19 protein-coding genes, 2 tRNA genes and 2 pseudogenes are annotated in these 22,707 nt (G+C 41.5%); 13 read left to right on the top strand and 10 right to left on the bottom strand.

The annotated features are described in order from the left end of the window. Nucleotide 1: 1 nt before the first annotated feature. Complete coding sequence (locus CLV95_RS03595; RefSeq protein WP_002723237.1) at nt 2-1,087, bottom strand: LIC_10450 family protein; 1,086 nt, start codon at nt 1,085-1,087, stop codon at nt 2-4. Then, complete coding sequence (locus CLV95_RS03590; RefSeq protein WP_002723193.1) at nt 1,081-1,494, bottom strand: hypothetical protein; 414 nt, start codon at nt 1,492-1,494, stop codon at nt 1,081-1,083. Before CLV95_RS03590 ends, CLV95_RS03595 begins: the two co-directional genes overlap by 7 nt. A gap of 147 nt (nt 1,495-1,641) precedes the next feature. Between CLV95_RS03590 and rpsT the strand changes: the two genes are divergently transcribed. The 9 genes from rpsT (at nt 1,642) to CLV95_RS03540 (ending at nt 11,015) form a co-directional block, all read left to right on the top strand. Next, nucleotides 1,642-1,914 carry a 30S ribosomal protein S20 gene (rpsT, locus tag CLV95_RS03585; RefSeq protein ID WP_002732577.1) on the top strand — a complete coding sequence of 91 codons (273 nt, stop codon included), beginning with the start codon at nt 1,642-1,644 and terminating at the stop codon, nt 1,912-1,914. A gap of 17 nt (nt 1,915-1,931) precedes the next feature. After that, a tRNA-Val gene (locus tag CLV95_RS03580) sits at nt 1,932-2,004 on the top strand. Nucleotides 2,005-2,042: 38 nt separating this feature from the next. Then, nucleotides 2,043-3,425: a phosphoglucosamine mutase gene (gene glmM, locus CLV95_RS03575; RefSeq protein ID WP_002723173.1), complete on the top strand. Its 1,383-nt coding sequence runs from the start codon at nt 2,043-2,045 to the stop codon at nt 3,423-3,425. 2 nt (nt 3,426-3,427) lie between these two features. Next, a complete protein-coding gene (glmS, locus tag CLV95_RS03570) occupies nt 3,428-5,260 on the top strand; it encodes a glutamine--fructose-6-phosphate transaminase (isomerizing) (protein ID WP_002723177.1) in 1,833 nt (610 codons plus the stop codon). 7 nt (nt 5,261-5,267) lie between these two features. After that, entirely contained in the window at nt 5,268-6,314 is a 1,047-nt protein-coding gene (locus CLV95_RS03565; RefSeq protein WP_002723227.1) for a GlmU family protein, read from the top strand. Between the two features lie 16 nt (nt 6,315-6,330). After that, entirely contained in the window at nt 6,331-7,941 is a 1,611-nt protein-coding gene (locus tag CLV95_RS03560) for a carboxyl transferase domain-containing protein (protein WP_002732290.1), read from the top strand. A 146-nt stretch (nt 7,942-8,087) separates the two neighbouring features. Then, nucleotides 8,088-8,213, top strand: a complete 126-nt coding sequence (locus tag CLV95_RS19615) for a hypothetical protein (RefSeq protein ID WP_002723210.1) — start codon at nt 8,088-8,090, stop codon at nt 8,211-8,213. 1,145 nt (nt 8,214-9,358) lie between these two features. Further along, nucleotides 9,359-10,636, top strand: a complete 1,278-nt coding sequence (locus CLV95_RS03545) for an ammonium transporter (RefSeq protein ID WP_026053952.1) — start codon at nt 9,359-9,361, stop codon at nt 10,634-10,636. Nucleotides 10,637-10,670: 34 nt separating this feature from the next. Further along, nucleotides 10,671-11,015, top strand: coding sequence for a P-II family nitrogen regulator (locus CLV95_RS03540; RefSeq protein WP_002619748.1), 345 nt, complete (start codon nt 10,671-10,673; stop codon nt 11,013-11,015). A 305-nt stretch (nt 11,016-11,320) separates the two neighbouring features. Here CLV95_RS03540 and CLV95_RS19220 read toward each other — a convergent pair. The 8 genes and pseudogenes from CLV95_RS19220 to fusA all read right to left on the bottom strand — a co-directional run. Next, a pseudogene (locus CLV95_RS19220) lies at nt 11,321-11,531 on the bottom strand (DUF1564 family protein); the annotation flags it as partial. 60 nt (nt 11,532-11,591) lie between these two features. Next, nucleotides 11,592-12,452: a peptide chain release factor N(5)-glutamine methyltransferase gene (prmC, locus tag CLV95_RS03530; protein ID WP_011670987.1), complete on the bottom strand. Its 861-nt coding sequence runs from the start codon at nt 12,450-12,452 to the stop codon at nt 11,592-11,594. Between the two features lie 494 nt (nt 12,453-12,946). Further along, nucleotides 12,947-13,023 (bottom strand) — tRNA-Arg (locus CLV95_RS03520). A 2-nt stretch (nt 13,024-13,025) separates the two neighbouring features. Next, entirely contained in the window at nt 13,026-13,691 is a 666-nt protein-coding gene (locus tag CLV95_RS03515; protein ID WP_002723155.1) for a Crp/Fnr family transcriptional regulator, read from the bottom strand. Then, nucleotides 13,691-14,749, bottom strand: a complete 1,059-nt coding sequence (locus CLV95_RS03510) for a tetratricopeptide repeat protein (RefSeq protein WP_002723189.1) — start codon at nt 14,747-14,749, stop codon at nt 13,691-13,693. Before CLV95_RS03510 ends, CLV95_RS03515 begins: the two co-directional genes overlap by 1 nt. A gap of 9 nt (nt 14,750-14,758) precedes the next feature. Next, nucleotides 14,759-16,009: an amidohydrolase family protein gene (locus CLV95_RS03505; protein WP_002737416.1), complete on the bottom strand. Its 1,251-nt coding sequence runs from the start codon at nt 16,007-16,009 to the stop codon at nt 14,759-14,761. Between the two features lie 17 nt (nt 16,010-16,026). After that, nucleotides 16,027-16,689 carry an LIC_10271 family cell wall hydrolase gene (locus CLV95_RS03500; protein WP_100219941.1) on the bottom strand — a complete coding sequence of 221 codons (663 nt, stop codon included), beginning with the start codon at nt 16,687-16,689 and terminating at the stop codon, nt 16,027-16,029. A 114-nt stretch (nt 16,690-16,803) separates the two neighbouring features. Continuing rightward, a complete protein-coding gene (gene fusA / locus CLV95_RS03495) occupies nt 16,804-18,924 on the bottom strand; it encodes an elongation factor G (protein WP_002732908.1) in 2,121 nt (706 codons plus the stop codon). A gap of 12 nt (nt 18,925-18,936) precedes the next feature. Between fusA and CLV95_RS18725 the strand changes: the two are divergent. The 4 genes and pseudogenes from CLV95_RS18725 to CLV95_RS03475 all read left to right on the top strand — a co-directional run bounded on the left by CLV95_RS18725 (nt 18,937) and on the right by CLV95_RS03475 (nt 22,681). Continuing rightward, a pseudogene (locus CLV95_RS18725) lies at nt 18,937-19,157 on the top strand (hypothetical protein). A gap of 23 nt (nt 19,158-19,180) precedes the next feature. Continuing rightward, the gene (locus CLV95_RS03490; protein ID WP_107694868.1) at nt 19,181-20,788 is read left to right on the top strand and encodes a TrkH family potassium uptake protein; all 1,608 of its coding nucleotides are present in this window, start codon (nt 19,181-19,183) and stop codon (nt 20,786-20,788) included. A gap of 262 nt (nt 20,789-21,050) precedes the next feature. Next, the gene (locus CLV95_RS03485) at nt 21,051-21,944 is read left to right on the top strand and encodes a decaprenyl-phosphate phosphoribosyltransferase (protein WP_002723145.1); all 894 of its coding nucleotides are present in this window, start codon (nt 21,051-21,053) and stop codon (nt 21,942-21,944) included. A 233-nt stretch (nt 21,945-22,177) separates the two neighbouring features. Further along, the gene (locus CLV95_RS03475) at nt 22,178-22,681 is read left to right on the top strand and encodes a TlpA family protein disulfide reductase (protein ID WP_002732909.1); all 504 of its coding nucleotides are present in this window, start codon (nt 22,178-22,180) and stop codon (nt 22,679-22,681) included. Nucleotides 22,682-22,707 lie beyond the last annotated feature (26 nt).

Genomic DNA, 22,707 nt, shown 5'->3' with positions numbered 1-22,707 from the left:
CCTATTCAGTATCGACCCATCTTTCCAGGAAAATAAGTAAAGAAGATATATCTTCGGAACAATACAGAAGTGCGGTTCTGGAATCTCGGAACATTTGTTGCTGATTGTATGAAAGTTGTTTGATGTGGTTGTCGTTTTTCATGTTAAGAATGTTCAAGGTATTCAAAACCATTTTTTTCAGTTTTTGAACCAATCCAAGCATCAATTCCTGCATCTCCCAAAGGGTCACGAGTTTCAATTTTTCACTGTCAGTATTTTTGGATTGGAGGATTTGTTTTCTGGAAGATTCGTATTTGGCCGTGTAGTAATTTACGGATCTCGGATATGTGGTCAACTCTTTGTGGTAATTCAGAATTCGATCGAGTCTCTGAAAAAATTCTATGTCGAATTCCCTGTTTAAGTTTCCGATGATATTCTTGTTTTCGGAAGGATCCCCCGTGATTTCGAAAATTTTCGAATTCTGAAGGTTATTCAAAACAGACTGGATTCTTTCCTTGATCTTTGCAAGTTCGGAAATTCTTTTTTCAATGACGTCTATTTCAATGAAAGAAGGAGCGGAATCGTATTCCATTTTTAAGAAAGGTTCGCCTAGGTCTTGTTTGGTGGAAGTGGTAGGGCTCTCCAAGATGTTGAGATCCATTTTTTCTAAATCTAAACCGGAACTTTCTTGAGATTTACGACGATTTTGAGCCGGTTTTTGAAAGGCGTTTTTTTGAACATCCACTTCGTTGACCGTTTGGGTTAAGTCCGGGTTCGGCTTTGGAATTTTTACGGAAGATTGCTCCTGGGTTTTGGTCATAATCTCCTGTAGAGAAGAGATTTTTGGCATGGGAAGAGGTTTGACCGGTTTTACACTTTGTCGGCTATGATGAGTCGAATGGGGAACGTGTTTGTGCTTTTGAGCTTCATTCGGAGATTCTAAAGTAATTCTCACGAATTCTGCTCTTCGGGTATTCCGATTGAATCGAAGAGCAAAACGGTTTCCTTGTTTATCGATAAATTTTTGACTGAGTTGGCCTAAGGAAAGTGCGTTAGGATCCACCGAAGAAATAGAATCGATTTCGATGTATTCGGATCGTTTTAACATGACGACTTTTCCTCAAATATGATATTATTGTGTTGAAGAAAGTTTTCGGGATAGGATACGTCATATTTGTCAAAAAAAGGAGAATCCGGCTTTTGATTCAAACGTAAGTGAAAATCCAGATATACGTTATGCAAAATCTCTTCCATCAACGAATCGAACGAACGAAAACTATGGAAGCAATAATTAAAAATTTGTAAATAAGAACTTTTCCGAATTAACAACGAGGTGGAAATTTTTTCTCTTTCAGTCGACAAGAAACACCTCCCTGATTTTTCAAAGTCTTCTAAAAATACGACTCCCAACTCTAAAAGCTCGGAAAGGTCTATTTCTTCTTCTTGCAGACGGGAAAAAAAGTCTAGATCCAATAAAATAGTCAAAAAAATATTTCCGAAATGACTGTGCTTCATTTTTGCCTCTCCTTTTGTGTCGGTTCCGGAAGTCGTTCGTAGAGGTTCTGAAACTTTTCAATCGATGCGGAATTTTAGAAGAATTCGTTTGACAGAAGTTAGGGTACGGAAAAGCTGGAAAAACTTATTCGATAGGAAGTGTAGGCCTTGGCTAATATCAAGTCTTCAGAAAAGGACATTCGGAGAACGAAACGCAGAAATGCGGCCAATTCCCAGAATCGATCCAGGCTCAGAACTCAGGCTAAAAAAATTCTGAAAGCCATCAAAGAAAAAGACCCAAATGCAGCAATGGCTCTTTTTGTAGAGTATACCTCTTTTTTAGATAAAGCTGCAAAAACAAATTTAATCCATTCTAAAAACGCAGATAGAAAGAAAAGTAGAATGGCAAAACGCCTCAACGCAGTATCTGCAGCAGCCTAAAACTACGGAATGATAAAGGGCGATTAGCTCAGCTGGTAGAGCGCCTGCCTTACAAGCAGGATGTCGGCAGTTCGATCCTGTCATCGCCCATATACTTTTTCCGGAGAAATTAACTATTTCTAAAACTTATGAATACAAAAGTCCCCGTATTCAATCATCCGGATCTCATGGTTTCCGTTTCTGGGATTCGAGGAATCATTCCTACAGGACTTTCTCCTGAAGTTATTTTTAATGCGCTGCGTGCTTTCGGTACATGGATCGAAGGATCTAAAGTTGTGATCGGTCGCGATTCCAGACCTTCTGGACCTTATATCGAAAACATTGCCTTAGGTTTGATGCAGGCGATGGGAAAAGACGTCCTACAACTTGGAATTGTTCCGACTCCGACCGTGAAAGCGGTCGTTAATCTTTCCAAAGCGGGAGGTGGAATCATGATCAGCGCCTCTCACAACCCGATTCTATGGAATGCGTTTAAATTTATAGGTCCAGGCGGATTTTTTACCGGAGCGGCGGATTTGGAACAAATTCTGGACACGATTCGAAATCAATCCTATAGACAGATTCAATACAAACCTTCTTCTAAAATCGTTTCCGGAAAAGAATGGTCTGAAAAACACATCGAGTCTGTTCTCAAACGAGTGAACGTGAGCGCAATTCGAAAGAAAAAATACAAGGTTCTTGTAGACGCAGTCAATGGAGCGGGAAGTGCCTTAATTCCGGAACTTCTGGGAAAACTCGGATGTAAGCCGATCCTTTTACATTGCAGTCCGGACGGAACCTTTCCAAGGCCACCGGAACCGACTCCGGACGCGCTCAAACAAACTTCTCGAAAGATGAAATCTTCCGGTGCCGATATCGGTTTTGCTCTGGATCCGGACGCGGATCGGCTTGTCGTTCTCACTCCGAAAAAAGGAGCAATCTCCGAAGAATATACTCTCCCTTTGAGTTTTCTTTCTCTCACTCTGGGGAAGATGCCTAAAAAGGCCAATCTGGTCGTAAATCTTTCCACAAGTTTTATCAACGAATTCGTGGCGGGACAATACAGTGTTTCCGTTTCTCGTTCTAAAGTAGGAGAAGCGAACGTAGTGTCTGAAATGCTTCGCCAAAAATCGATTTTCGGTGGAGAAGGAAACGGAGGAGTGATCGATCCCGCAATCGCTTCCTTTGGAAGAGATTCACTCTCCGGAATTGCGCATATCCTAAATGGAATGGCTGCGACGGGAAAGAAGATCGATTCGATCGTAGAAGAACTTCCCGCGGTTCATATGCAGAAAACCAGCTTCAAAGTGGCTGGTAAAAATCTCCAAGATATCTATTCCAAGTTCAGTGAAGAATTTTCGGCTTTCTCTGAAGAAACTCTGGACGGCTTGCGCTTAGCTTCCGAGGATTCTTGGATTCACATTCGTCCTTCTAACACGGAGCCGATCATACGAGTTATAGCGGAAGCGAGAACCAAAAAAGATCTCAATTCTCTGCTCGACCGTTCGAGAAGTCTCATGGAGAATGCCTGAATATGTGTGGAATCGTCGGTTATGCGGGTAAAAAGAATGCGGAATCAGTACTGGTAGTAGGTCTAATCTGTCTCGAATATAGAGGTTATGATTCGGCCGGGATTGCGGTTTTGGATCAGGGCGATATTTTGGTTCGTAAGGCGAAAGGAAAGATCAAAGACTTGGAAGCTTACTTGCGCGAATTTCCTGCGCCGGGTAACGTAGGGATCGGACACACTCGTTGGGCGACTCACGGAGAGCCGAATCAGATCAACGCCCATCCACACACGGACTCCAACTCGACAGTTGCTGTTGTACATAACGGAATCATCGAAAACTATCTCGAACTCAAAAGCGAGTTAAAGAAAAGGGGGCACGTATTTCAAAGTTTAACCGACACGGAAGTTCTTCCTCATTTGCTCGAAGAAAGCAAAAAGAACGGCAAATCCAACAAGGACGCATTTTTAGAACTTTTCGGAAAGATCCACGGAAAGTGGGCTATTTCCACCGTATTTGAAACCGAACCCGATCGTGTTTACTTCGCCCAAGACGGGGCGCCCCTTTTGATCGGAAAAGGAAAAGGGGAATACTTTTTAGCCTCCGATATTTCTCCTCTTACCAGAAACTGCGAAGAAGTATATTATGTAAGCTCCGGAGAATGGGGTTATTTCTCTCAAAACGAATTCAAACTTTTGGATTTTTCCGGAAAGGAGCTTACGCCCGTATTCAAAAAACAGGAACTCCGCTGGGAAGATCTGGACAAGGGTGGTTATCCTCACTACATGATCAAGGAGATTCACGAACAAGCGGGAATCTTCCGTAAAATTATCCAAGAAAGAATATTAGATAACGGTGAAATTGTTTTTCCGGAAATCAAACTAAGTAAAGACGTACTCTCCAGGGTCAATAGAATCATCATCCAAGCGGCAGGAACTAGTTATTACGCCGGAATGATCGGCAAACATTATCTTGAGAATTTCGCAAAGATTCAAACCGATACGGAAGCGTCTTCGGAGTTTCGTTATAGGAATCCGGTCGTAGAAGGAGATACCCTTATTATGGGGATCTCTCAGTCCGGCGAAACCGCAGACACGTTAGCTTCCATTCATGAAGCAAAGGCTAAGTTCATCAAAGTGGTCTCTCTCGTGAACAACGTAAATTCCACGATTGCAAGAGAATCGGATTCTTATATCCGAACCGACGCTGGTCCCGAAATCGGAGTCGCGAGTACGAAAGCGTTTACGGCCCAGGTTTTAAATCTTCTTTTATTTTCGATTTATATGGCCAATCTCAAGTGGCTCATCAGCGACGAAGAGAGAAAAACGCTCATCGAAGAAATCAGATTACTTCCTGCTAAGATAGATCGGATTCTCACACAGGCGAGTAAGATCGAACGGATGTCTTCTCATTTTACGACCGCAAAGGATTTTATTTTTTTAGGGAGAACTTATAATCATCCTGTTGCACTGGAAGGCGCTTTGAAGTTAAAGGAAATTTCTTATATTCACGCCTCCGGTTACGCAGGCGGAGAATTCAAACACGGGCCGATCGCGCTCATCACTAGTGAAGTTCCCGTAGTTTGTATCGCTCCCAAGTCGGAAATTTATACGAAAATGGTTTCCAACATTCAGGAAATCAAAGCGAGAAAAGGAATTATCATCTCGATTGTGACCGAGGGAGATCAAGAAGCGAGATCTCTTTCGGACTATTCTTTTGAAATTCCGGAATGTTCCGAGATTTTAAGTCCGATCTTGAACGTGATTCCTTTGCAATTACTCGCATATTATTCAGCGATCGCCCGAGGCTGTCCTCCGGATCAGCCCAGAAACCTGGCTAAGTCCGTAACCGTAGAGTAAGTAGTTTATGCCGAAGGTTCAGAGAATTCTCATCGATGAAAGAGAGATTCCTATCGGCTTACGTTCTCTAACGCGTATTCGATCTTTTTCGGAGATTCGCAATGGAATTTTGAGTACGGTCCAAAGAACAAAGGAACTTTATCCGGACGCAAAAATTTTCTATGTGCATTCGAATCCTGCCTTTCAACAGGCTTTTTTAGAAAGAAATCCGAAACTTTTTCCTTATGATGAAAAGGATGTGGACTTGGTCTTATCGCCTGAGTCCTGTTTGCCGTGGAATTTAATTGATGGAACCGCAAAAAATATAGAAGACGATCTTGAGCTTGGCAAAGAAGTTCAGAAATGGATTCGAAAACTCAAAGTAAAATCGAATCACTTTCACGTTATCGGAAAATCCAAGCACCTTCATGTACATTCGTCCGCCGTCATCTATCCCGGAGTTGTATTTGATACGACGTCGGGCCCTGTGATCGTGGATAAGGATGTAAAGATCACTTCCTTTTCCTTCATTGAGGGACCTGTTTATGTCGGACCGAATTCTCAAATCGATAACGCAAGGATCACCGGAGCAACGAGCATCGGAGCTACTTGTAGAATCGGCGGGGAAGTGGGAACCTGTTTGATCGGAGATTTTACGAACAAACATCATGAAGGATTTTTAGGACATTCCATTCTCGGAAGTTGGGTCAATGTAGGTGCACTTGCGACCACATCCGATTTAAAAAACAATTACGGCGTCGTAAAAATTCGGGAAGAAAACGACGAATGTATCACCGGTTCCATCAAGTTCGGTTCCGTGATTTCGGACTATTGTAAGATCGCGATTGGAGTGATGTTAAATACGGGAACCGTAGTGGATTTCGGATCGAACGTCGTATCTTCTCGAATTGGCGGATATGTTTCTCCGTTTACTTGGGCGGAATCCGGGCAACCTTATATTCTCGATCTATTTTTAAGAGACGCTCGAAAAATTATGGCAAGAAGAAATAGAGAACTCACGTTATCCGAAACAGAGTTGATCCGCATTTTATACGAATCTAAAGTAAAAAAATAAAAATCCGGAGGGTTTTATGGAAATCATAGAATCCAAAATACGCACGTCCTCGTCGGAATATAAAGAGAATTTTGAAGATCTAAAACAGAAGGTGGGAGTTTTACGCAAGTTAATCCGTAAAATCGAGTTAGGCGGTGGTGAAAAGTCAATTGAGCGTCACAAAGGAAGAGGCAAACTTACTGCAAGGGAAAGGATTTCTTCCCTGATTGATCCGGAAACTTCCTTTTTGGAATTTTCTCCTCTGGCTGCGGAGGGTGTTTATCCTGATAGCGTTCCTGCTGCCGGAATTTTGACCGGTATCGGGAGGATTTGCGGAACTGATTGTGTGATCGTCGCGAACGATGCGACCGTAAAAGGTGGAACGTATTATCCTCTTACTGTAAAAAAACATATTCGAGCACAAGAGATCGCTCTTCAAAATTCTCTTCCTTGTATTTATCTTGTGGATTCTGGAGGAGCTTTTCTTCCGATGCAGGACGAAGTATTTCCCGACAAGGATCATTTCGGGAAGATTTTTTATAATCAGGCGAATTTGTCCGCTTGTAAGATTCCGCAGATTTCCGTGGTCATGGGAAGTTGTACTGCGGGAGGAGCTTATATTCCTGCTATGTCCGATGAATCCGTTATCGTAAAAGGAAACGGAACAATTTTTTTAGGCGGTCCTCCACTCGTAAAGGCGGCGACTGGAGAAATCGTTACTCCGGAAGAATTGGGCGGCGCCTTGGTTCACAGTACGATTTCCGGAGTGACGGATCACTATGCGGAAGACGACGCGCACGCGATTGAGATCACTAGGAATATCGTTTCCACTTTGTATCATGCGGGGAACATTGCTGCAAAAGGTTCAATCAGTTGGGAAGAACCCTTATATCCTTCTGAAGAAATTTACGGAATCATACAAAAGGACATTCGTAAATCGTACGACGTTCGAGAGATCATTGCGAGAATCGTGGATGGATCTCGCTTTCAAGAATTCAAAAAATATTATGGAACTACTCTCGTGACCGGCTTTGCAAAAGTTTATGGAAAGATGGTTGGAATCGTCGCAAACAATGGGGTGTTGTTTTCAGAAAGTGCGCTTAAAGCTTCACATTTCATCGAACTTTGTAATCAAAGAGGAATTCCTCTTTTATTTCTTCAGAACATCACCGGATTTATGGTCGGTAAAAAATACGAAAATTCCGGAATTGCAAAAGACGGTGCCAAGATGGTGAATGCGGTTTCAACTTCTGTCGTACCTAAATATTCGGTGGTAATCGGAGGTTCTTACGGAGCAGGAAATTATGGAATGTGCGGAAGGGCTTTTAATCCAAGGTTTTTATGGATGTGGCCGAATTCAAGAATCTCCGTAATGGGTGGAGAGCAAGCGGCAAATGTCCTTTTGACGGTAAAAATGGAACAGTTGGAAAAAGAAGGCAAAAAACTTTCTGAAGCCGAGCAGTTCGAATTTCGTAAACCGATCTTGGAGGATTACGAAAGTAGATCTTCTTGCATCTATTCTTCTGCCAGGCTTTGGGACGATGGAGTAATCGATCCCGTCAAAACGAGAGATATTTTAGGAATCACTCTTTATGCTGACCATTCTAAAAGGCCGGAATATCCTCGTTATGGAATTTTCAGAATGTAGAGAATTTTTAAACCACAATTTGATTGGGTTGGAAATGTATATCGGATAAGTTACTTTCTTTTTTGTTCTGCTCCTTATTTTTGACATTGCTTGAAAGAGAATATAGGACTTGTCCCAAAATCTGCGGAACCGATCCTTAGATAAGTATGATTTTTGAATATAAGACAGTTCCGAATGTGGTATTCTTGAATCGACGGAGTAAGAAGGCCGGTGGAGAAAACGAAAGTATCTCGGCTCCTGACGGGACGCTCGATGAATTGATCGCTCTCTGAATAGAAGCATAATATCCTCTGTCATAATCAATCCCACAATTACTTGGATCTCTTCCGACAATCCTCCGTGAAACAGACTCGGCGGCCCTGCAGAGCGACCCATAGGAAAGCTCTGCGCTGAGTTTCTTTGGGTCATAACCTTACCCACAAGTATTTGGATCTCAATATAAATCTGTCGGAATTACGACAAATCCACTGTAAAACTTACACCTGCAAATGATTTATAGAGAGCGTTGCATGAGTTTTCCCTAATTTTGGGAGGAGGAAAGAAAGGCTTGGAGGACTTTCCACTATCGGAAAATCATACTTCTTGCAAGTAAAAAGCCTCATTCTTGTCGGAACACTTCAAAAATGTGCGTTTGGATCCTTCTGATTCTAAAGTCCTCTTCAACTTGTGGGTAAGGTTATGCACGTTTTTGGGTGGAGGGGTGAATAAACTCTATTTCGCTCTCTACGGGTCGCGAAATAGATGGGAAGACTTCGGAGATTTTTCTCTATCAGAAAATCATACTTTTTGCAAGTAGAAAACCTCGTTCTTGTCGGAACACTTGGAAAAATATGCGTTTTTCGATCCTTACTATTGCAACCCAACTTGTGGATCGCTCTGTCGATCGCGAAGGAAACGAAAGCCTCTCACTTCTATTGTCGCTGGATAACTCAACGTCTCGCTCCCGACTGGTCTCGACGGGTTCTTATCTTCTTTTTACGGTTTTAGAAGGCTTTTTCACAACGAAGAAGTTGTTCCGTGGTTCACAAATCGATTTATGATGACCAAGTTGATGAGAGATCGTGGCCTGATTTCGTGGGGTTTTTATACTGGAAACAAACTCTGATTTTATTGCACCGAATTCACGTTAGAATAGTAGCAGTTTTTAGATTTTATTAGCATCTATTATAGAGAAATAGCAAAATCTCAAAAGCTGCTTATTTTTTGGGCAATTTGAAGTAATTGATTTACTCTGAATTTAGAATTTTTGCAGTTTGAGTCTGGGCTCCGATTTGTATTTGGCTCTTCTTTCAAAAAATGTGGGATTTACTGCATTTCAAGAGCAGTCTTTTCCTATTCTGAAAATTTTTAAATTATTCTTTAGTTGGTATCGATTTTGCAGGTAATAGGTATCAATTGATTTGGGGTAAGAATGATTATGAATTGGACTAAAAGGTTAATCTTATTGCTTCTTCTACTTCTTCCACTTGTCGTATTTGGACAAGAAGCAACTGCTTCCACTGTCGCGGATAAAGGAGACACAGTCTGGATGATCGTCGCATCGGCTCTCGTGTTTTTTATGATTCCTGGATTAGCGTTGTTTTACGGCGGTCTTGTAAGATCTAAAAACGTTCTTTCGACTATGATGCATAGTTTTGTGGCGATCTTAGTTTTAACTCTACAGTGGACAGTTTTTGGATATAGTTTTGCGTTTTCGGGAACTAATCCTTATTTTGGAAATTTTGATCTCGCTTTCCTGAACGGAATTGATGAAAAAACGTTGGAATTGACGATTCCCAAATACATTCACTTCCTTTTTCAAGGAATGTTTGCATTGATCACACCTGCTCTGATTTCGGGAGCGATTGCTGAAAGGGTAAAATTCGGCGGTTATATAGTCTTTATTTTTCTTTGGTCCACTCTTGTTTATGATCCGGTTGCACACTGGGTTTGGTCGGCGGATGGTTGGCTCTTTAAGATGAGCGCTTTGGATTTCGCGGGAGGAACCGTAGTACACTTGATTTCCGGAATCGCGGGACTTGCGGCAGCGATTGTTCTCGGAAAAAGAAAAGGAGAAGGACCTTCTCTGATCGCTCCGAACAATCTTACTTACACTTTAATCGGTGCCGGTTTACTTTGGTTCGGTTGGTTCGGTTTTAACGCAGGTTCCGGGCTTGCGGTAAACGGAATCGCAGCAAGAGCATTCTTAGTTACATTGATTGCTCCTGCGGCTGCCGGTGTTGCATGGCTTATAATCGAATATCTTCATACAAGAAAAGCTACCGCTCTTGGAGCCGCTTCCGGTATCGTCGCAGGTTTAGTTGTGATTACTCCCGCATCCGGATTTGTCGGTGTTCAAGGCGCTATCATCATGGGTTTTCTCGTAAGTCCCGTGTGTTACGGTGCGATTCTTTTGAAAGGAAAACTCGGATACGACGATAGCCTGGATGCTTTCGGAATTCACGGAGTAGGAGGTGCGTTAGGCGCTATCCTTACTGGAATTTTCACTTTCACTCTTGGTGCGGGCGTTGCAAGTAGAGGAGATCAGATTCTCGTTCAAATAATCAGTGTTATTGCAACCGGGGCGTATTCTTTTGTAGTGTCTGTGATTCTTGTATTTCTAATCGATAAAACGATCGGGTTCCGTATCTCGGAAGAAAAAGAAATCACCGGTTTGGATTCGGAGATCCACGGCGAAAAAGGTTATATTCTTTAATTAACTACTGAAGAATTTTGAATAAGGAGATTCTATGAAATTAATCGTTGCTATCATTCAGCCTCATAAATTGGAAGAGGTAAAGGCAGAATTAACGAAGAATGAAATTTACAGACTTACCGTGAGTGATGTTCAGGGATACGGTCAACAAAAAGGAAAAACCGAAGTTTTTCGAGGTCACGAGTACCAGGTGAATCTTCTAAGAAAAGTCCGTCTTGAAATTGCCGTTAATGATGAATTTGTAAAACCTACTGTGGACGCTATTCTGAAAGCGGCAAAAACCGGAGACGGGAAAATAGGAGATGGAAAGATTTTTATTACTCCTCTTGAGGACGTGATTCGGATCAGAACCGGAGAAAGAGGGAGTTCCGCGATCTGATTTTTTTTACTACTGATTCCTATAAAATTAAGTACCGTAATTTTTATTCTAAAAACCTGTTTCAGTGTGAAATATTAGGTACTCTTTATATAGTTCCGAGTAAAAAAACTGTCTCAAAACATCAAATGAACTCAACTATAATCATTTGGTAAGTTCGTAATAAAGTAATTGAGTTCCCCAGATTGGTTTTGCCTTAGAGTTTATGGATTTTGAGGTCTTTTTTGTTGTTCCATTTTCGTAGGGTTTCCGTATTTTTAAGACTTGTTTCAAAAATCCTTTTTCTATCTTGAAAAGTATGGATAGAAAAAATTAAAAAGATAACAGCGGGACACTCCGTGGGCGCCTACGCAAGAATTCCAAAAAGAGTCCGACTTGCGAAACTAACTCTAACGTTGACTCGTCATCATTCGTTTTTCCGGGCTAGGGTTGATACAAAGTGCACCCAGCTTTCTTACCGAGATGTTTCGAGGCGAAAAGAAATTTCCCGTACGTTTTCAAAAATTTAGGATTTTTTTTGGAAAAACGAACCTAAGCGTCTTTAGGAGGTTTCCGATTCAAAAGGAAAACATTCTTCGACTATTTTGTCAAAACGACAAATCGATCTTTTCCAGAAAGATCCTTTTCTACTTTTCCTTCTTTCCAGCCATTTGTTGTCGATTCGGAAACGAAAGTCCAAGCCAAGGAAGGATACGTTTCCATATAAAACTTTCCACCTTCTTTCAGATGAATTCGGGCGTCTTCGATCAATTTGGATAAGAATTCCTTTGGGTCTTCCAAAAATAGCGCTAGATGAGGTTCGTAGTCAACCACATCCTTCATCATTTCTGTTTTATCTGAAATGGGAATATAGGGAGGATTTGTGACGATCAAATCGAATTCGGATTCTTTCGGGATCGAAAGAAATAAATTACTTTCCAAAAATTGAATATTATTTCCTTCTCCGATAATTTGGATCGCATTTTTTTTCGCGATTTCAAGAGCGTCTTTTGAAATATCACTTAATGTAATATTCCAATCTTTCCTCGCTGATTTCAAGCTAATTCCAATACAACCGCTTCCCGTACAAAGATCCAATACGTTTTGTTCGCTATTATTACCTTTGAAGTCGAGTAAAATCTTTTCCACGAGCTCTTCGGTTTCGGGTCTCGGTATGAGGACTTTCTCGTTTACGAAGAAAACAGAATTGTAAAAAGCCTTTTGGCCCGTAATATAAGCTGTGGGTTTGTTTTTGGAACGGTCTACGATTCTTTCTCTGTAAGCGTTTTTTTCCGTTTCTGTTAGGAGTCTTTCAAAGTTCACGTATAACTTTACTCTTTGGAGGTTGAGGAGATCGGCTAAAAGGATTTCCGCATCTAATCTGGCGCTCGGAATTTCTTTCTTTCTCAAGAATTCCTCTGATTTTTTCAAAAGAGTGAGAATTGAATCTGGATGTTGCATCGGTTTGAAATTCGGGTTTAGTGTCGTCAAGTTAAGGAATTCCATTGCAGTGGATTCCATTTTTTTAAGTACGATTCTAGATTTTGATGAATTATGAGAACTTGCAAACTAAGTTCGGAATCAAGTTTTGAAAATTTTCGATTTGTGAAAAAAGTAGATTCTGAATGTTGGCATGTTTTTGGTTTTAGAATATGGGAATTCTTTCGTTTCACAAAAAATTTTCCCGTAAAATGGCTAAGGGATTCCCAGCATTGGGGATGTTCAGAAAGAATTCTCTGAACATACGATTTTCCGATCGAAGGTCAAACATTGAAATTCCGAAAAAAAATTTCCAACGAAAATCTTAAAAGAATCTATGATCTAAAGACTTGGAGACAGGAACGAGTTCAAGACTAAAAAATTTCCAGATTTTAGAGCAAGACTCTAAATGGGGCACGGCAACTTCTATATAAAGTTCGGTTTTGAAATGGAGAATTCCTTTATCAGCATTAGATTGGTGCCCCCGAGAGGATTCGAACCTCCGACCAAAAGTTTAGGAAACTTCTGCTCTGTCCACCTGAGCTACGGGAGCGTTTAAGAATTTGGTTTCCGTTTTTGTGAGACTATTCTCTGGAAGTCGGCGATGTTGTGTATAACAATTTTATCTTCGTAAAGTTCGATTTTACCACTTTTGGAAAGAGTATTTAGGACCTTTTGCACCTCGCCTACCGGTTGGGCACACCATTCCGCCACGTCGTGTTGAGAAACATTCAAAACGATTTCTTTGAAATCACTATGCGCGTGCATCTTTTCATAGAGCATTAGGAATACGTCGGCAACCTTTCCTTGAATGTCGTCCATTAGAAGTATCAAAAGCCTTCTTTTAGCGTCATTGATTCGAACCGAAAAAATTGTGAGAATTTTCATCGCCAACATGGGGTTTTTAGTCATTAAAAGTTCAAAGTTTGTACGGTTGAAGTTCAATACTTTCACTTCTGAGATTGCGATCGCAGTCGCGGATCTAGGTTGTTCTTCCAGGATCGCCATTTCTCCGAAAATGTCCCCTTGTTCGAGGATATCGAGAGTTTTGATCAAATAATCTTCTTTCTTAGTTGGATTCGGGACCGTTTTTACGATCTTCACTTTTCCAGACTGGATCAGATAAAAATTATTTCCGGGTTCGTTTTCGCAAAAGATAATCTGATTCGGCTCGTACGTCTGACCGAATTTAGAGAACATAGTTTCGAGCATCATATCCATCAGATTCCCATTTCCTTGGCTTTTAACCTGGATTTTTGGGAGAGGCTGTCTTTTTCGGGAGGTAGAAGCGCGACTTTACCGTATAACATCCTCGCTCTTTGACGATCTCCTTGAAGCTCGGAAATTTCCGCGAGATGAAAAAGGGATTCTTTGATCGATTCTCCCGATGGATATTTTTTGATATAGGTTGAAAAGGAGGAATTTGCGCTGTCTAAGTCGTTTTGTTTTAATAGACAAACTCCAAGCTGAAAAAGGGAATTTTCCACTAACTTCTTTTCCGAATCGAATTTAAAATCGGTCCTGTTAAGAAGATCTTTATAGATCGCCATTGCTTCTCCGTGTTTTTCAACGTTTACGAGGGTATGGGCCCTGTTGTAAAGGGAAGTGATTGAATTATCCACACCTGTGTTGGTAAGCGACGACTTTTCCACAGCAGGTTTCATGATGTTTTGAAGAGTCTCCGGTGTTATTTTGCTTGTACTTCCTTCAAATACTAAGGGAGGCATATTCAGGGGATAAGGACTACTTCTCTTTGCAAGTTCTAAGAGTTCCGTAGCTCTACCGGTGTACGTCGTGCCCGGATAGTGTTGCAGGTATTTCTCAAAAGCGTATATTGCGTGCGGGAAATTGTTATTTTTGTAAAAAACTTCCGCTACATTCATCAATTCGAATGCAGGATTGCGCGTATCGGACTGGCCTAGGATCTCTTTGAGTTTTTTATGAACTTGCCTGAGTTGGCTGGAGAAAACTTTCATCATCTTGAGAATAAGATGAGTTTTTTCAGCGACAAATTGTTCGAATTCGTTCGGTTTAAAAACGAGAACGGTGGCGCTTCCGATTACTTGAGCGGTTTCTTCTCTTGGATATTTTCCAAGAGCGGATTTTACTCCAAAAAATTCTCCAATTCGGACATCTTCTTTGACTTCTTGTCCCGTATCCACCGCAGGGAAGGTTAGTATCACTCGTCCGTTTCTCAGGACGTAGATATCCTCAGCTTTGTCCCTCTCAAAATAGATGATGGATCCGCCTTTATAATTTCTGATAATCGGACCGGCCAAATGGATTACCTACTCAAAGTTATCAAATTCTTTTTGTACGGGGAAAAAAGCCAAATCCTTTTTATAACCAAGGGAGATGACAAGAGATTCCAAAAGTTTCCCGGGAGATGCAACTAAATATCTTTCTATATTATCTACAAGAACCCTTTCTACGATCACTCCCGATTCTTCGAAAAAAGATTCTAAACTTACATCTCCATAGACGGGAATACCGTCCCGTAGAACAAGACGGACACTGCTCAGATCGGATTCGCAGAGATTGGCATACGGATCTTCGATATTTCGAGTTAGGACGACTATATCCGCTATTTTTCCTACTTCGATGCTTCCGAGTTGTTTTTCGACTCGAAACGCCTTTGCAGGATTACAGGTAACCATTTCGAAGAGTGTTTTGGTAGAAAGGTCCTCTCCATACTCGGTCTGATAAAATTTCCGTGCCGTACTTATTTCTTCCAAGAGATTGAGAGAACCACAAATACTTGAGTCAGTCCCGAGACTGACATTGATTCCGTGCTTTAAGAGATCGCGTATATCTACGGTCCTTTCATACAAAAACTGGTTCGCTTCCGGGCACCAAACTAAATGCGCTTTTTTTTCAGAGATCAGTTGGATATCCGATTCGGACAACACGATCCCGTGTATTAGAACGGTATGTTCTCCCAGACATCCCAGCTTGTGTAAATTTTTGAGAGAATCCCTCGATTCAGAATCGAATCCTTCCGCGATACGAGTAACATAAGGAATGTTCTGTTTTAGAGCTTTTGCATATTCTTCCTTGGGGCCGTCCCCCCAGTTCAAGGAGTAAGTGCAGATACTGTGTGACAATGCGTATTGATTGAGAATCCTGACCGGCATTTTTTCCACAAACGGATCCTGAACAAAATGAGGAATGTGGTCCTGAACGGAAGTAACGCCGGAAATTAGATTTTTATAAGAGCCGAGAAGGTAGAGTTGTTCCGGGTCGAGTTGTTGTCTTTCAGAAAATACAATCGAAGATTTAAGATCGTTGTCCCAAGGTAACCAGTTTAAGTATGGTTTACTCGGAGCTACTTTAGGAAGGTATGTGCTTAAGAGATGATCGTGTGCGTTGAACAATCCGGGATAGACATAGAGCCCGTTGAGATTTAAGCGAATTCTTTTTCCAGGAGGAGGTCCGCCCGCGTTTACCGATGCAATGAGACCGTCTTTCACTACAACACTTCCGTTTGGAATCCATCGGTCCTTGGTTACAATGCAGGCGTTTACGAGTTCGTATTCCATATTTTTTGAAGCCAAGTCTAGCGGATTTGTAAACTTGGGTCGATCGCGGAGCTACCGTGATTGAGCTGGAAGTAAAGTCCTTTTCCGGATTCCAAAAAGCCTAATATCTTTGAGGAACTCACGGTTTCTCCTTCGTTTACGGAGACGGTTTTTAAATTCGCATACACCGTAGAATAGCCGTTCTTATGTTCTATGATCACGTATTTTTTGTATCCTTCCATCTCGTCCACGACCAATACTTTTCCCGGAGAAGCCGGGCGAACTTGATTGTGTCTGGAAGATTTGAATAAAACTCCTTTGTGAGGAGCGAAGCTGAGTTTTGTAAAATGATTTTGTATGGGGGGACGGTTTTTTAAAGGGAATTTAAGAACGGGTCGTGAGGATTCGACGCCTTTTTCCTTTTTAAGAGTCGATTTTGTATTTTTAGAAGAGAGTTTTTCATTTTCTAGTGCTGCCGGTTTCTGGATTTTTAAGGTTTCTCCGGGATGTAACGAATTCGTATTCTTTTTTCCATTCCATTCCATAATCTTATGATAATCGACTTTGAATTTTTTTCCTAAAGAATAATATGTATCTCCCTTTTGGACGGTGTAAAGGGAAACATTCTGCTGTGATCCTGCCGCAAAGATCCGAGAAAGGATTAAAAAAAACGTTAGAATTCCAAAACGTCGAAAGACCATTTCTTTCAATATCGGCAGGTTTCTTGATCAGCTTGCTTCAGGAAAGGCTCGGAGGACAAAAAAAGGGAGCGAGAAGGCTCCCTTTTTCGGAGAAAAAAGAATTTTGCTCTAAGATCAATCTTCGTCTTTGCTGTTGACCTTGTATTTTTTCATCAACTCTTCCGCAACATTTCTTGGAACCGGAGCGTATCTGGAGAATTCCATAGAGAATTCCGCCTTTCCTTGAGTTGAGGAACGTAATACGGTGGAATATCCGAACATGTCCGCAAGTGGAACTTCTGCTTCCGTTTTACAGTATGCATCCTCTTCGGTTGTATTCAAAATCATACCGCGTCTTTGGTTCAACGACCCGAGGATCGCTCCTTGAAACTCGGAAGGTCCGTCGACTTCCACTTTCATGATCGGCTCGAGAATCTGAGGGTTCGCTTTGTTGAATCCCTGACGAAACGCATAGCGGCCTGCGATTTGGAATGCCATATCGGAAGAATCCACGTCATGATAAGCACCGTCGTTGATCACGCAGCGAACTCCGATGATCGGGAACCCGATGAGGGACCCACGTTCCAAACAGCTTTTGAATCCTTTGTCTACCGACTGGATATATTCTCTCGGGATTGCACCACCTACGACTTTGTTTACGAAATCATAATCCAAGGTTTCTTCAAGAGGAATCGGTTCCATGTAACCGGCAACACGACCGAACTGACCTTGACCGCCGGTTTGTTTCTTGTGAGTATAATCGAAATCCGCTTTGGACGTGATCGTTTCACGATACGCAACCTGAGGAGCTCCTGTGATGAGTTCTACTCCATACTCTCGCTTCATACGCTCGATATAAACTTCAAGATGAAGTTCTCCCATCCCTTTGATGATGGTTTGCCCGGATTCCGGATCCACATGCGTCTGGAAGGTAGGATCTTCCTTGGTAAAACGGTTTAACGCTTTTGCAAGGTTGTTCAAATGTTTGGATTCTTTCGCTTCGATGGTAAGAGAAATCACCGGAGCGGGAACGAACATGGATTCCATGGAAACTTTGAGTTTTCCGTCGGTGAACGTATCTCCGGAAGCACAATCGATACCGAAAAGGGCGATGATATCACCCGCTTCCGCCGAATCGATGTCTTCCATCTCGTCGGAATGCATTCGGCAGAGCCGACCTACGTTATGCTTCTTGTTATTCGACATGTTGTAAATGGTCATACCTTTGGAAAGTTTTCCTTGGTAAACACGCACGTAGGTGAGCTGACCGTACCGACCGTCTTCGAGTTTGAATGCGAGACAAACCAGAGGTTTCTCGTAATTGGATTCAAGAGTGATCATTTCTTCGTTGTTGTTTTGGTCGAGAGCCTTGTTCTTAACGTCCACAGGGCTTGCGAGATAATCCAAAACTCCGTCCAGAAGTTTTTGAACCCCTTTGTTTTTGAAAGCTGAGCCCATGAACACAGGAGTCATTTTGAGCTCGATCGTTCCGGTACGGATCGCCTTTTTGATCATTTCTTCGGTAGGAGTTCCTTCGAGAAGAGCCTCGGTCAATTCGTCAGAGAACATAGAAGCTGCGTCCAAAAGTTCTTCGTGCTTTTTGTTCGCGAGTTCTTTGAGGTCATCCGGAATTTCTTTTTCCTGGATGTCCATTCCGTCCTTTCCTTCAAAGTAGTAAGCTTTCATCGTAACGAGGTCTACGACTCCTTTTAGGTCGTTTTCCAGACCGATAGGAATTTGAACCGGAACGGCATTGTGTTTCAGTTTTTCTTTGAGTTGCTCGATTACGCGAAAAGGGTTTGCTCCCGTTCTGTCGAGTTTATTGATGAACGCGACGCGAGGAACGTTGTAACGTCTCATCTGACGATCTACGGTAATCGACTGGGATTGAACTCCGGCAACCCCACAAAGGACAAGAATCGCGGAATCCAATACGCGGAGAGAACGTTCTACCTCTACGGTAAAGTCAACGTGACCCGGGGTATCGATGATGTTGATCGTGTGGTTCTTCCACTGGCAATAGGTCGCGGCAGACTGGATGGTGATCCCTCTTTCTCTTTCGAGATCCATGCTGTCCATCTTTGCGCCGACTCCATCCTTTCCACGAACCTCATGAATGGCGTGGATTCGATTCGTATAAAATAGAATCCTTTCGGTAAGGGTCGTTTTTCCGGAATCGATGTGGGCAGAAATTCCGATATTTCTGGTTTTTAGAAGTTTTTCGCTCGGTTTGAATTCGGCAACAGCAGTGCTCATGGCCATCCTCTTATAAAAGATTGCAGATACTTTTCGGTAAAAACACCGGTTGAGAGTTTTTAAAGAAAATCCCTCAATTTACCAAATTCCAAAAAAGAGTGGTTTTGTAAACTCAAATCGGCGAGTCAGACCGTTTAAAGGAGTTTTTCATTTGCCTGGGAACGGTTTTCAAAAAGGATGAACTTTGCGTCTTTGACAAAACACGAAATGACGTTTTTACGTTAGGCTTTTGAAACCCGCTTCGAATAGAAAACTGATGCAACCGTTCAAACTTATCAAGCGAAACGTAAATAGGATTGCAAAAGTGTTTCTTTTGTTGTCCGTCGCTAGAATCCTTTGCCTTGGCTTCGCGATTGCCATATTGGTCGGTTCTTTCGGGATTTTCATTTCAGAGTCCGGTCGTTTAAGTTACACGGTTTCCTTGTATCTGGCTACTTCTTCAATTTGTGTCACGGGGCTTTCTCCTGTTTTATTGTCGGAATTCCAACGCTCTACACAATTGATTATGATGTTTCTAATTCAGATCGGGGGGTTGGGAATCATCACGTTTACAGTGTTGATCGGTGTATTGGTTGTTAGAGGTTTGTCGAGGAGTACTCGTCTTGCTTCCTTTGTTTACGAGGCGACGGATGCTCATTTCGCAAAAAGAATGCAGGATAAAAAATCCGAACAACATTCCGGAGTTATTCTGCCCGGAAAGAATAAGACCGAAGCTGAAGCATTTTATGTGAGAAGAATGCTTTTATCTCTTTTTAATATTTCACTTTCGATCGAAGCAGTGGGAGCCGGTCTTCTTTACTTTTGTATGCCCGAGACGGATCGTCTTCCGGGAACTCCGAGTCGATTCTTTCTGAGTGTGTTTACCTCTGTTTCCGCTTTTAATAACGCCGGATTTTCCATCGTGGACGATTTGAGTTTTTTGGCGAAAGATCCTTTGTGTTTGCTCATTATTCAGTTTCTGATCGTGATGGGTGGAATAGGATTTCCTGTGATTATCTTTATTGAAAAGTCGATTTTGGAGATCATCCAAAAGTTCATGAAGAAGATCGAAGCGGTCACGGAAACTTTTATGATGAGAAGGACGGTTCTGTTAGGAGAAGATCCGCCGACTTGGTATATCTTCATCATTACGGCTTCCGTACGATTGGAGCTGTATCGAAAAGAGTTATTTGGAGACGCGAATCGAATGCAGATGGCGATCATCGTATTAGGTTCTTTGATTCTGATTCATATCGGAGGAATTTCAATTTTACTCATAGAGTACAATAATATCGAAACGATCGGAAAAATGGGATTTACGGAGAAATTGTTCAATTCCTTTTTCCTTTCCGTTTCCTCGAGGACCGCAGGTTTTAATACGTTCGACGTCACCGAAATTCGAAGCGCGACTTACGTTCTCCTCTGTGCTTTGATGTTTATCGGAGGAGGTCCTCAAGGAGCTGCAGGGGGCATCAAAATCACTACCTTCTTTATATTAATCTTATATTTGAAAAACGTAATTAGACCGCAAGCGAGAGTGCAGGCTTGGGGAGAGGACGTCTCTAAAAATTCGGTGGCTATTTCCACTCGAATCTACTTTCTTGCCACCATTTCTTTGGTCGTATTTATGTTTTTAATCACACTTGCAAACGGAAATAAATACGGAATTGAAACCATCTTCTTCGAAGTGATGTCCGCATTTGGAACTGTGGGTTTAAGTTTAGGAATGACGGCTTATACAAACGACTTAGAGAAGTTTCTTTACATCGCACTCATGTTCATGGGGAGAGTCGGAACTTTCACACTTTTGATCGCGTTTACGGGTCATTCCGGGTTAGGAGATCTGGGAGGAAAGGACGACGGATTGAAAATTCAAGTAGGTTGAAAATTCTCAATTTATATCGCAAATTCAACATTCGTGTACTTATATCGAATAAGAATCAGTAGAGGTTGATTTATAGACGATTTCATTCGGATATTTTTGATTTTAAACACGGTTGAATGACAGTTTTTTACCCACAAAAGAAACAGTGCTTTTTCGCTTGGATAAAATGTCCTTTGCCGATTTGATATCGCTTAAGGATCTTTCGATGGGATTCCTGGATTTTCCTTGATGATTTGAAGGATTATCCGGAATATAACCGAGTATGCTCTTACAATATTTGAAATTACTCCGGATTCATCAATGGATCAAAAATGTAATCATTTTTGCGGGTATTATTTTCGCTAAAAAGTTGACCGATCCGGAGTCGGTGCAACGAGTCATCTCGGCTTTTTTTCTTTTTTCACTTGTTGCTAGTTGTCAGTATGTTCTCAATGATTATTTGGATCGTAAGGAAGATGCGTTACATCCCGAAAAAAAACATAGACCGTTAGCTTCCGGAAAGTTGGATCCTTCGTTTGCTCTTTTTATCACGGCAATCATACTTCCTTTGTCCTTAATCATGGCGTATTTATTGCATCCTCTATTTTTCGGGTTAGTCGCTTTTTATCTCATGTTCAATGTGCTTTATAGCAGATTTTTAAAACATATGGTGATTCTGGACGTGATGAGTATCAGCATCGGATTCGTGATCCGTGCGATTGCGGGTTCCGTGATCATTCACGTAACTTTTTCCTCTTGGCTTTTATTGTGTACTTTTATGCTCGCACTCTTTTGGGGGTTTTCCAAAAGAAGAGGGGAACTCATCATTTTGGAAGGAAATGCAAAGGGACATCGTAAAATTTTGGACGAATACTCGACTAGTTTTCTTGATATGATGCTTGGAATGGTAGCTACGATGACTTTGATGAGTTATGTTCTTTACGTCACTAGTCCTGCTACGATCGCTAACCTTGGAACAGACCGTTTGATTTATACGATTCCGATCGTCGTGTATGCAATCTTTCGATCTTTGTATATCATCTATATCAAGAATATGGGACACAATCCTACGAAAGCGATTCTTTCTGATTGGGGAGTTTTATTTGCCGGTCTGATTTGGGTCGTTTTGGTGGTAACGATTATGTATTCCGATTTTGGAATCCGATTCGATCTTTGAAGTTCGTGCAAAAAATTCGTCCGGAAAAAATATGATCCATTCGAAAAATCAATCGATGAAGATCAATGTTCCTTAAGAAATTGTCCCAAGGCCTGGAAAAAAATATCTCTGAAACCCTCCGACAAGTTTTAAAAACTGCAAGCCCTTTTGAGATCGCGAATTTTTTTGCCGGAACGTTTCATCGGAAAAATAATAAGATGTAACGTTCTCGGAATAAGACGAATTTAAAGGATATGAAAGAAATTCTGAAAAAGAGCGGAAATGTCACGCTTTGGATTTTGTTATTTTTAACGATTACGATTGTACTTTCGATTTTCAAAGCGTCCGATGTAAAACCGTCTATCTCAATCGATGGTATGAAATCCTTCGAAGGAGAAAGATATGATTCCAAAGGTCGAGTAACCGTCGTTTACTTTTGGGCGACTTGGTGCGGAGTTTGTTCCTTTCATCTTCCTTTGATTAAATGGTATTCTCATCAATTGGAAAACAGTTTTCGATTTTCCTTTGTAAGCGTCGAAGAAGGAGAAAATCTAGAGGAACTGAATCAATACATACGGGAAAAAGATCTTCGATTTAAAGTCATTCCCGCAAATATTTCCCTTTTGAAGGAATGGAAGATCAACTCCTACCCATCTTTTGTGATTTTGGATCGGTTCGGTAAGATTCGTTTTATGGATTCCGGGATGATGAATCCTCTTAGCTTCTTTCTGAGGATTTGGATTGTATCTTTCTTTTAACTTTCCATTTGAAGGAAGTGGTTCCT

The sequence above is a fragment of the Leptospira borgpetersenii serovar Javanica genome, assembly GCF_003046425.1.
Classification (GTDB): domain Bacteria; phylum Spirochaetota; class Leptospiria; order Leptospirales; family Leptospiraceae; genus Leptospira; species Leptospira borgpetersenii.
This window is presented reverse-complemented; position numbering and strand designations above follow the sequence as displayed.

Bases quoted from the DNA above. Each gene is read 5' to 3' on its own strand.
- CLV95_RS03485 (WP_002723145.1), top strand. From the start codon at position 21,051: ATGCTCTTACAATATTTGAAATTACTCCGGATTCATCAATGGATCAAA.
- CLV95_RS03545 (WP_026053952.1), top strand. From the start codon at position 9,359: ATGAATTGGACTAAAAGGTTAATCTTATTGCTTCTTCTACTTCTTCCA.
- CLV95_RS03505 (WP_002737416.1), bottom strand. From the start codon at position 16,009: ATGGAATACGAACTCGTAAACGCCTGCATTGTAACCAAGGACCGATGG.
- CLV95_RS03475 (WP_002732909.1), top strand. From the start codon at position 22,178: ATGAAAGAAATTCTGAAAAAGAGCGGAAATGTCACGCTTTGGATTTTG.
- CLV95_RS03560 (WP_002732290.1), top strand. From the start codon at position 6,331: ATGGAAATCATAGAATCCAAAATACGCACGTCCTCGTCGGAATATAAA.
- CLV95_RS03595 (WP_002723237.1), bottom strand. From the start codon at position 1,087: ATGTTAAAACGATCCGAATACATCGAAATCGATTCTATTTCTTCGGTG.
- CLV95_RS19615 (WP_002723210.1), top strand. From the start codon at position 8,088: ATGATTTTTGAATATAAGACAGTTCCGAATGTGGTATTCTTGAATCGA.
- CLV95_RS03540 (WP_002619748.1), top strand. From the start codon at position 10,671: ATGAAATTAATCGTTGCTATCATTCAGCCTCATAAATTGGAAGAGGTA.
- CLV95_RS03590 (WP_002723193.1), bottom strand. From the start codon at position 1,494: ATGAAGCACAGTCATTTCGGAAATATTTTTTTGACTATTTTATTGGAT.
- glmM (WP_002723173.1), top strand. From the start codon at position 2,043: ATGAATACAAAAGTCCCCGTATTCAATCATCCGGATCTCATGGTTTCC.
- CLV95_RS03565 (WP_002723227.1), top strand. From the start codon at position 5,268: ATGCCGAAGGTTCAGAGAATTCTCATCGATGAAAGAGAGATTCCTATC.
- CLV95_RS03515 (WP_002723155.1), bottom strand. From the start codon at position 13,691: ATGGATATGATGCTCGAAACTATGTTCTCTAAATTCGGTCAGACGTAC.
- prmC (WP_011670987.1), bottom strand. From the start codon at position 12,452: ATGCAACATCCAGATTCAATTCTCACTCTTTTGAAAAAATCAGAGGAA.
- CLV95_RS03490 (WP_107694868.1), top strand. From the start codon at position 19,181: ATGCAACCGTTCAAACTTATCAAGCGAAACGTAAATAGGATTGCAAAA.
- CLV95_RS03500 (WP_100219941.1), bottom strand. From the start codon at position 16,689: ATGGTCTTTCGACGTTTTGGAATTCTAACGTTTTTTTTAATCCTTTCT.
- fusA (WP_002732908.1), bottom strand. From the start codon at position 18,924: ATGAGCACTGCTGTTGCCGAATTCAAACCGAGCGAAAAACTTCTAAAA.
- glmS (WP_002723177.1), top strand. From the start codon at position 3,428: ATGTGTGGAATCGTCGGTTATGCGGGTAAAAAGAATGCGGAATCAGTA.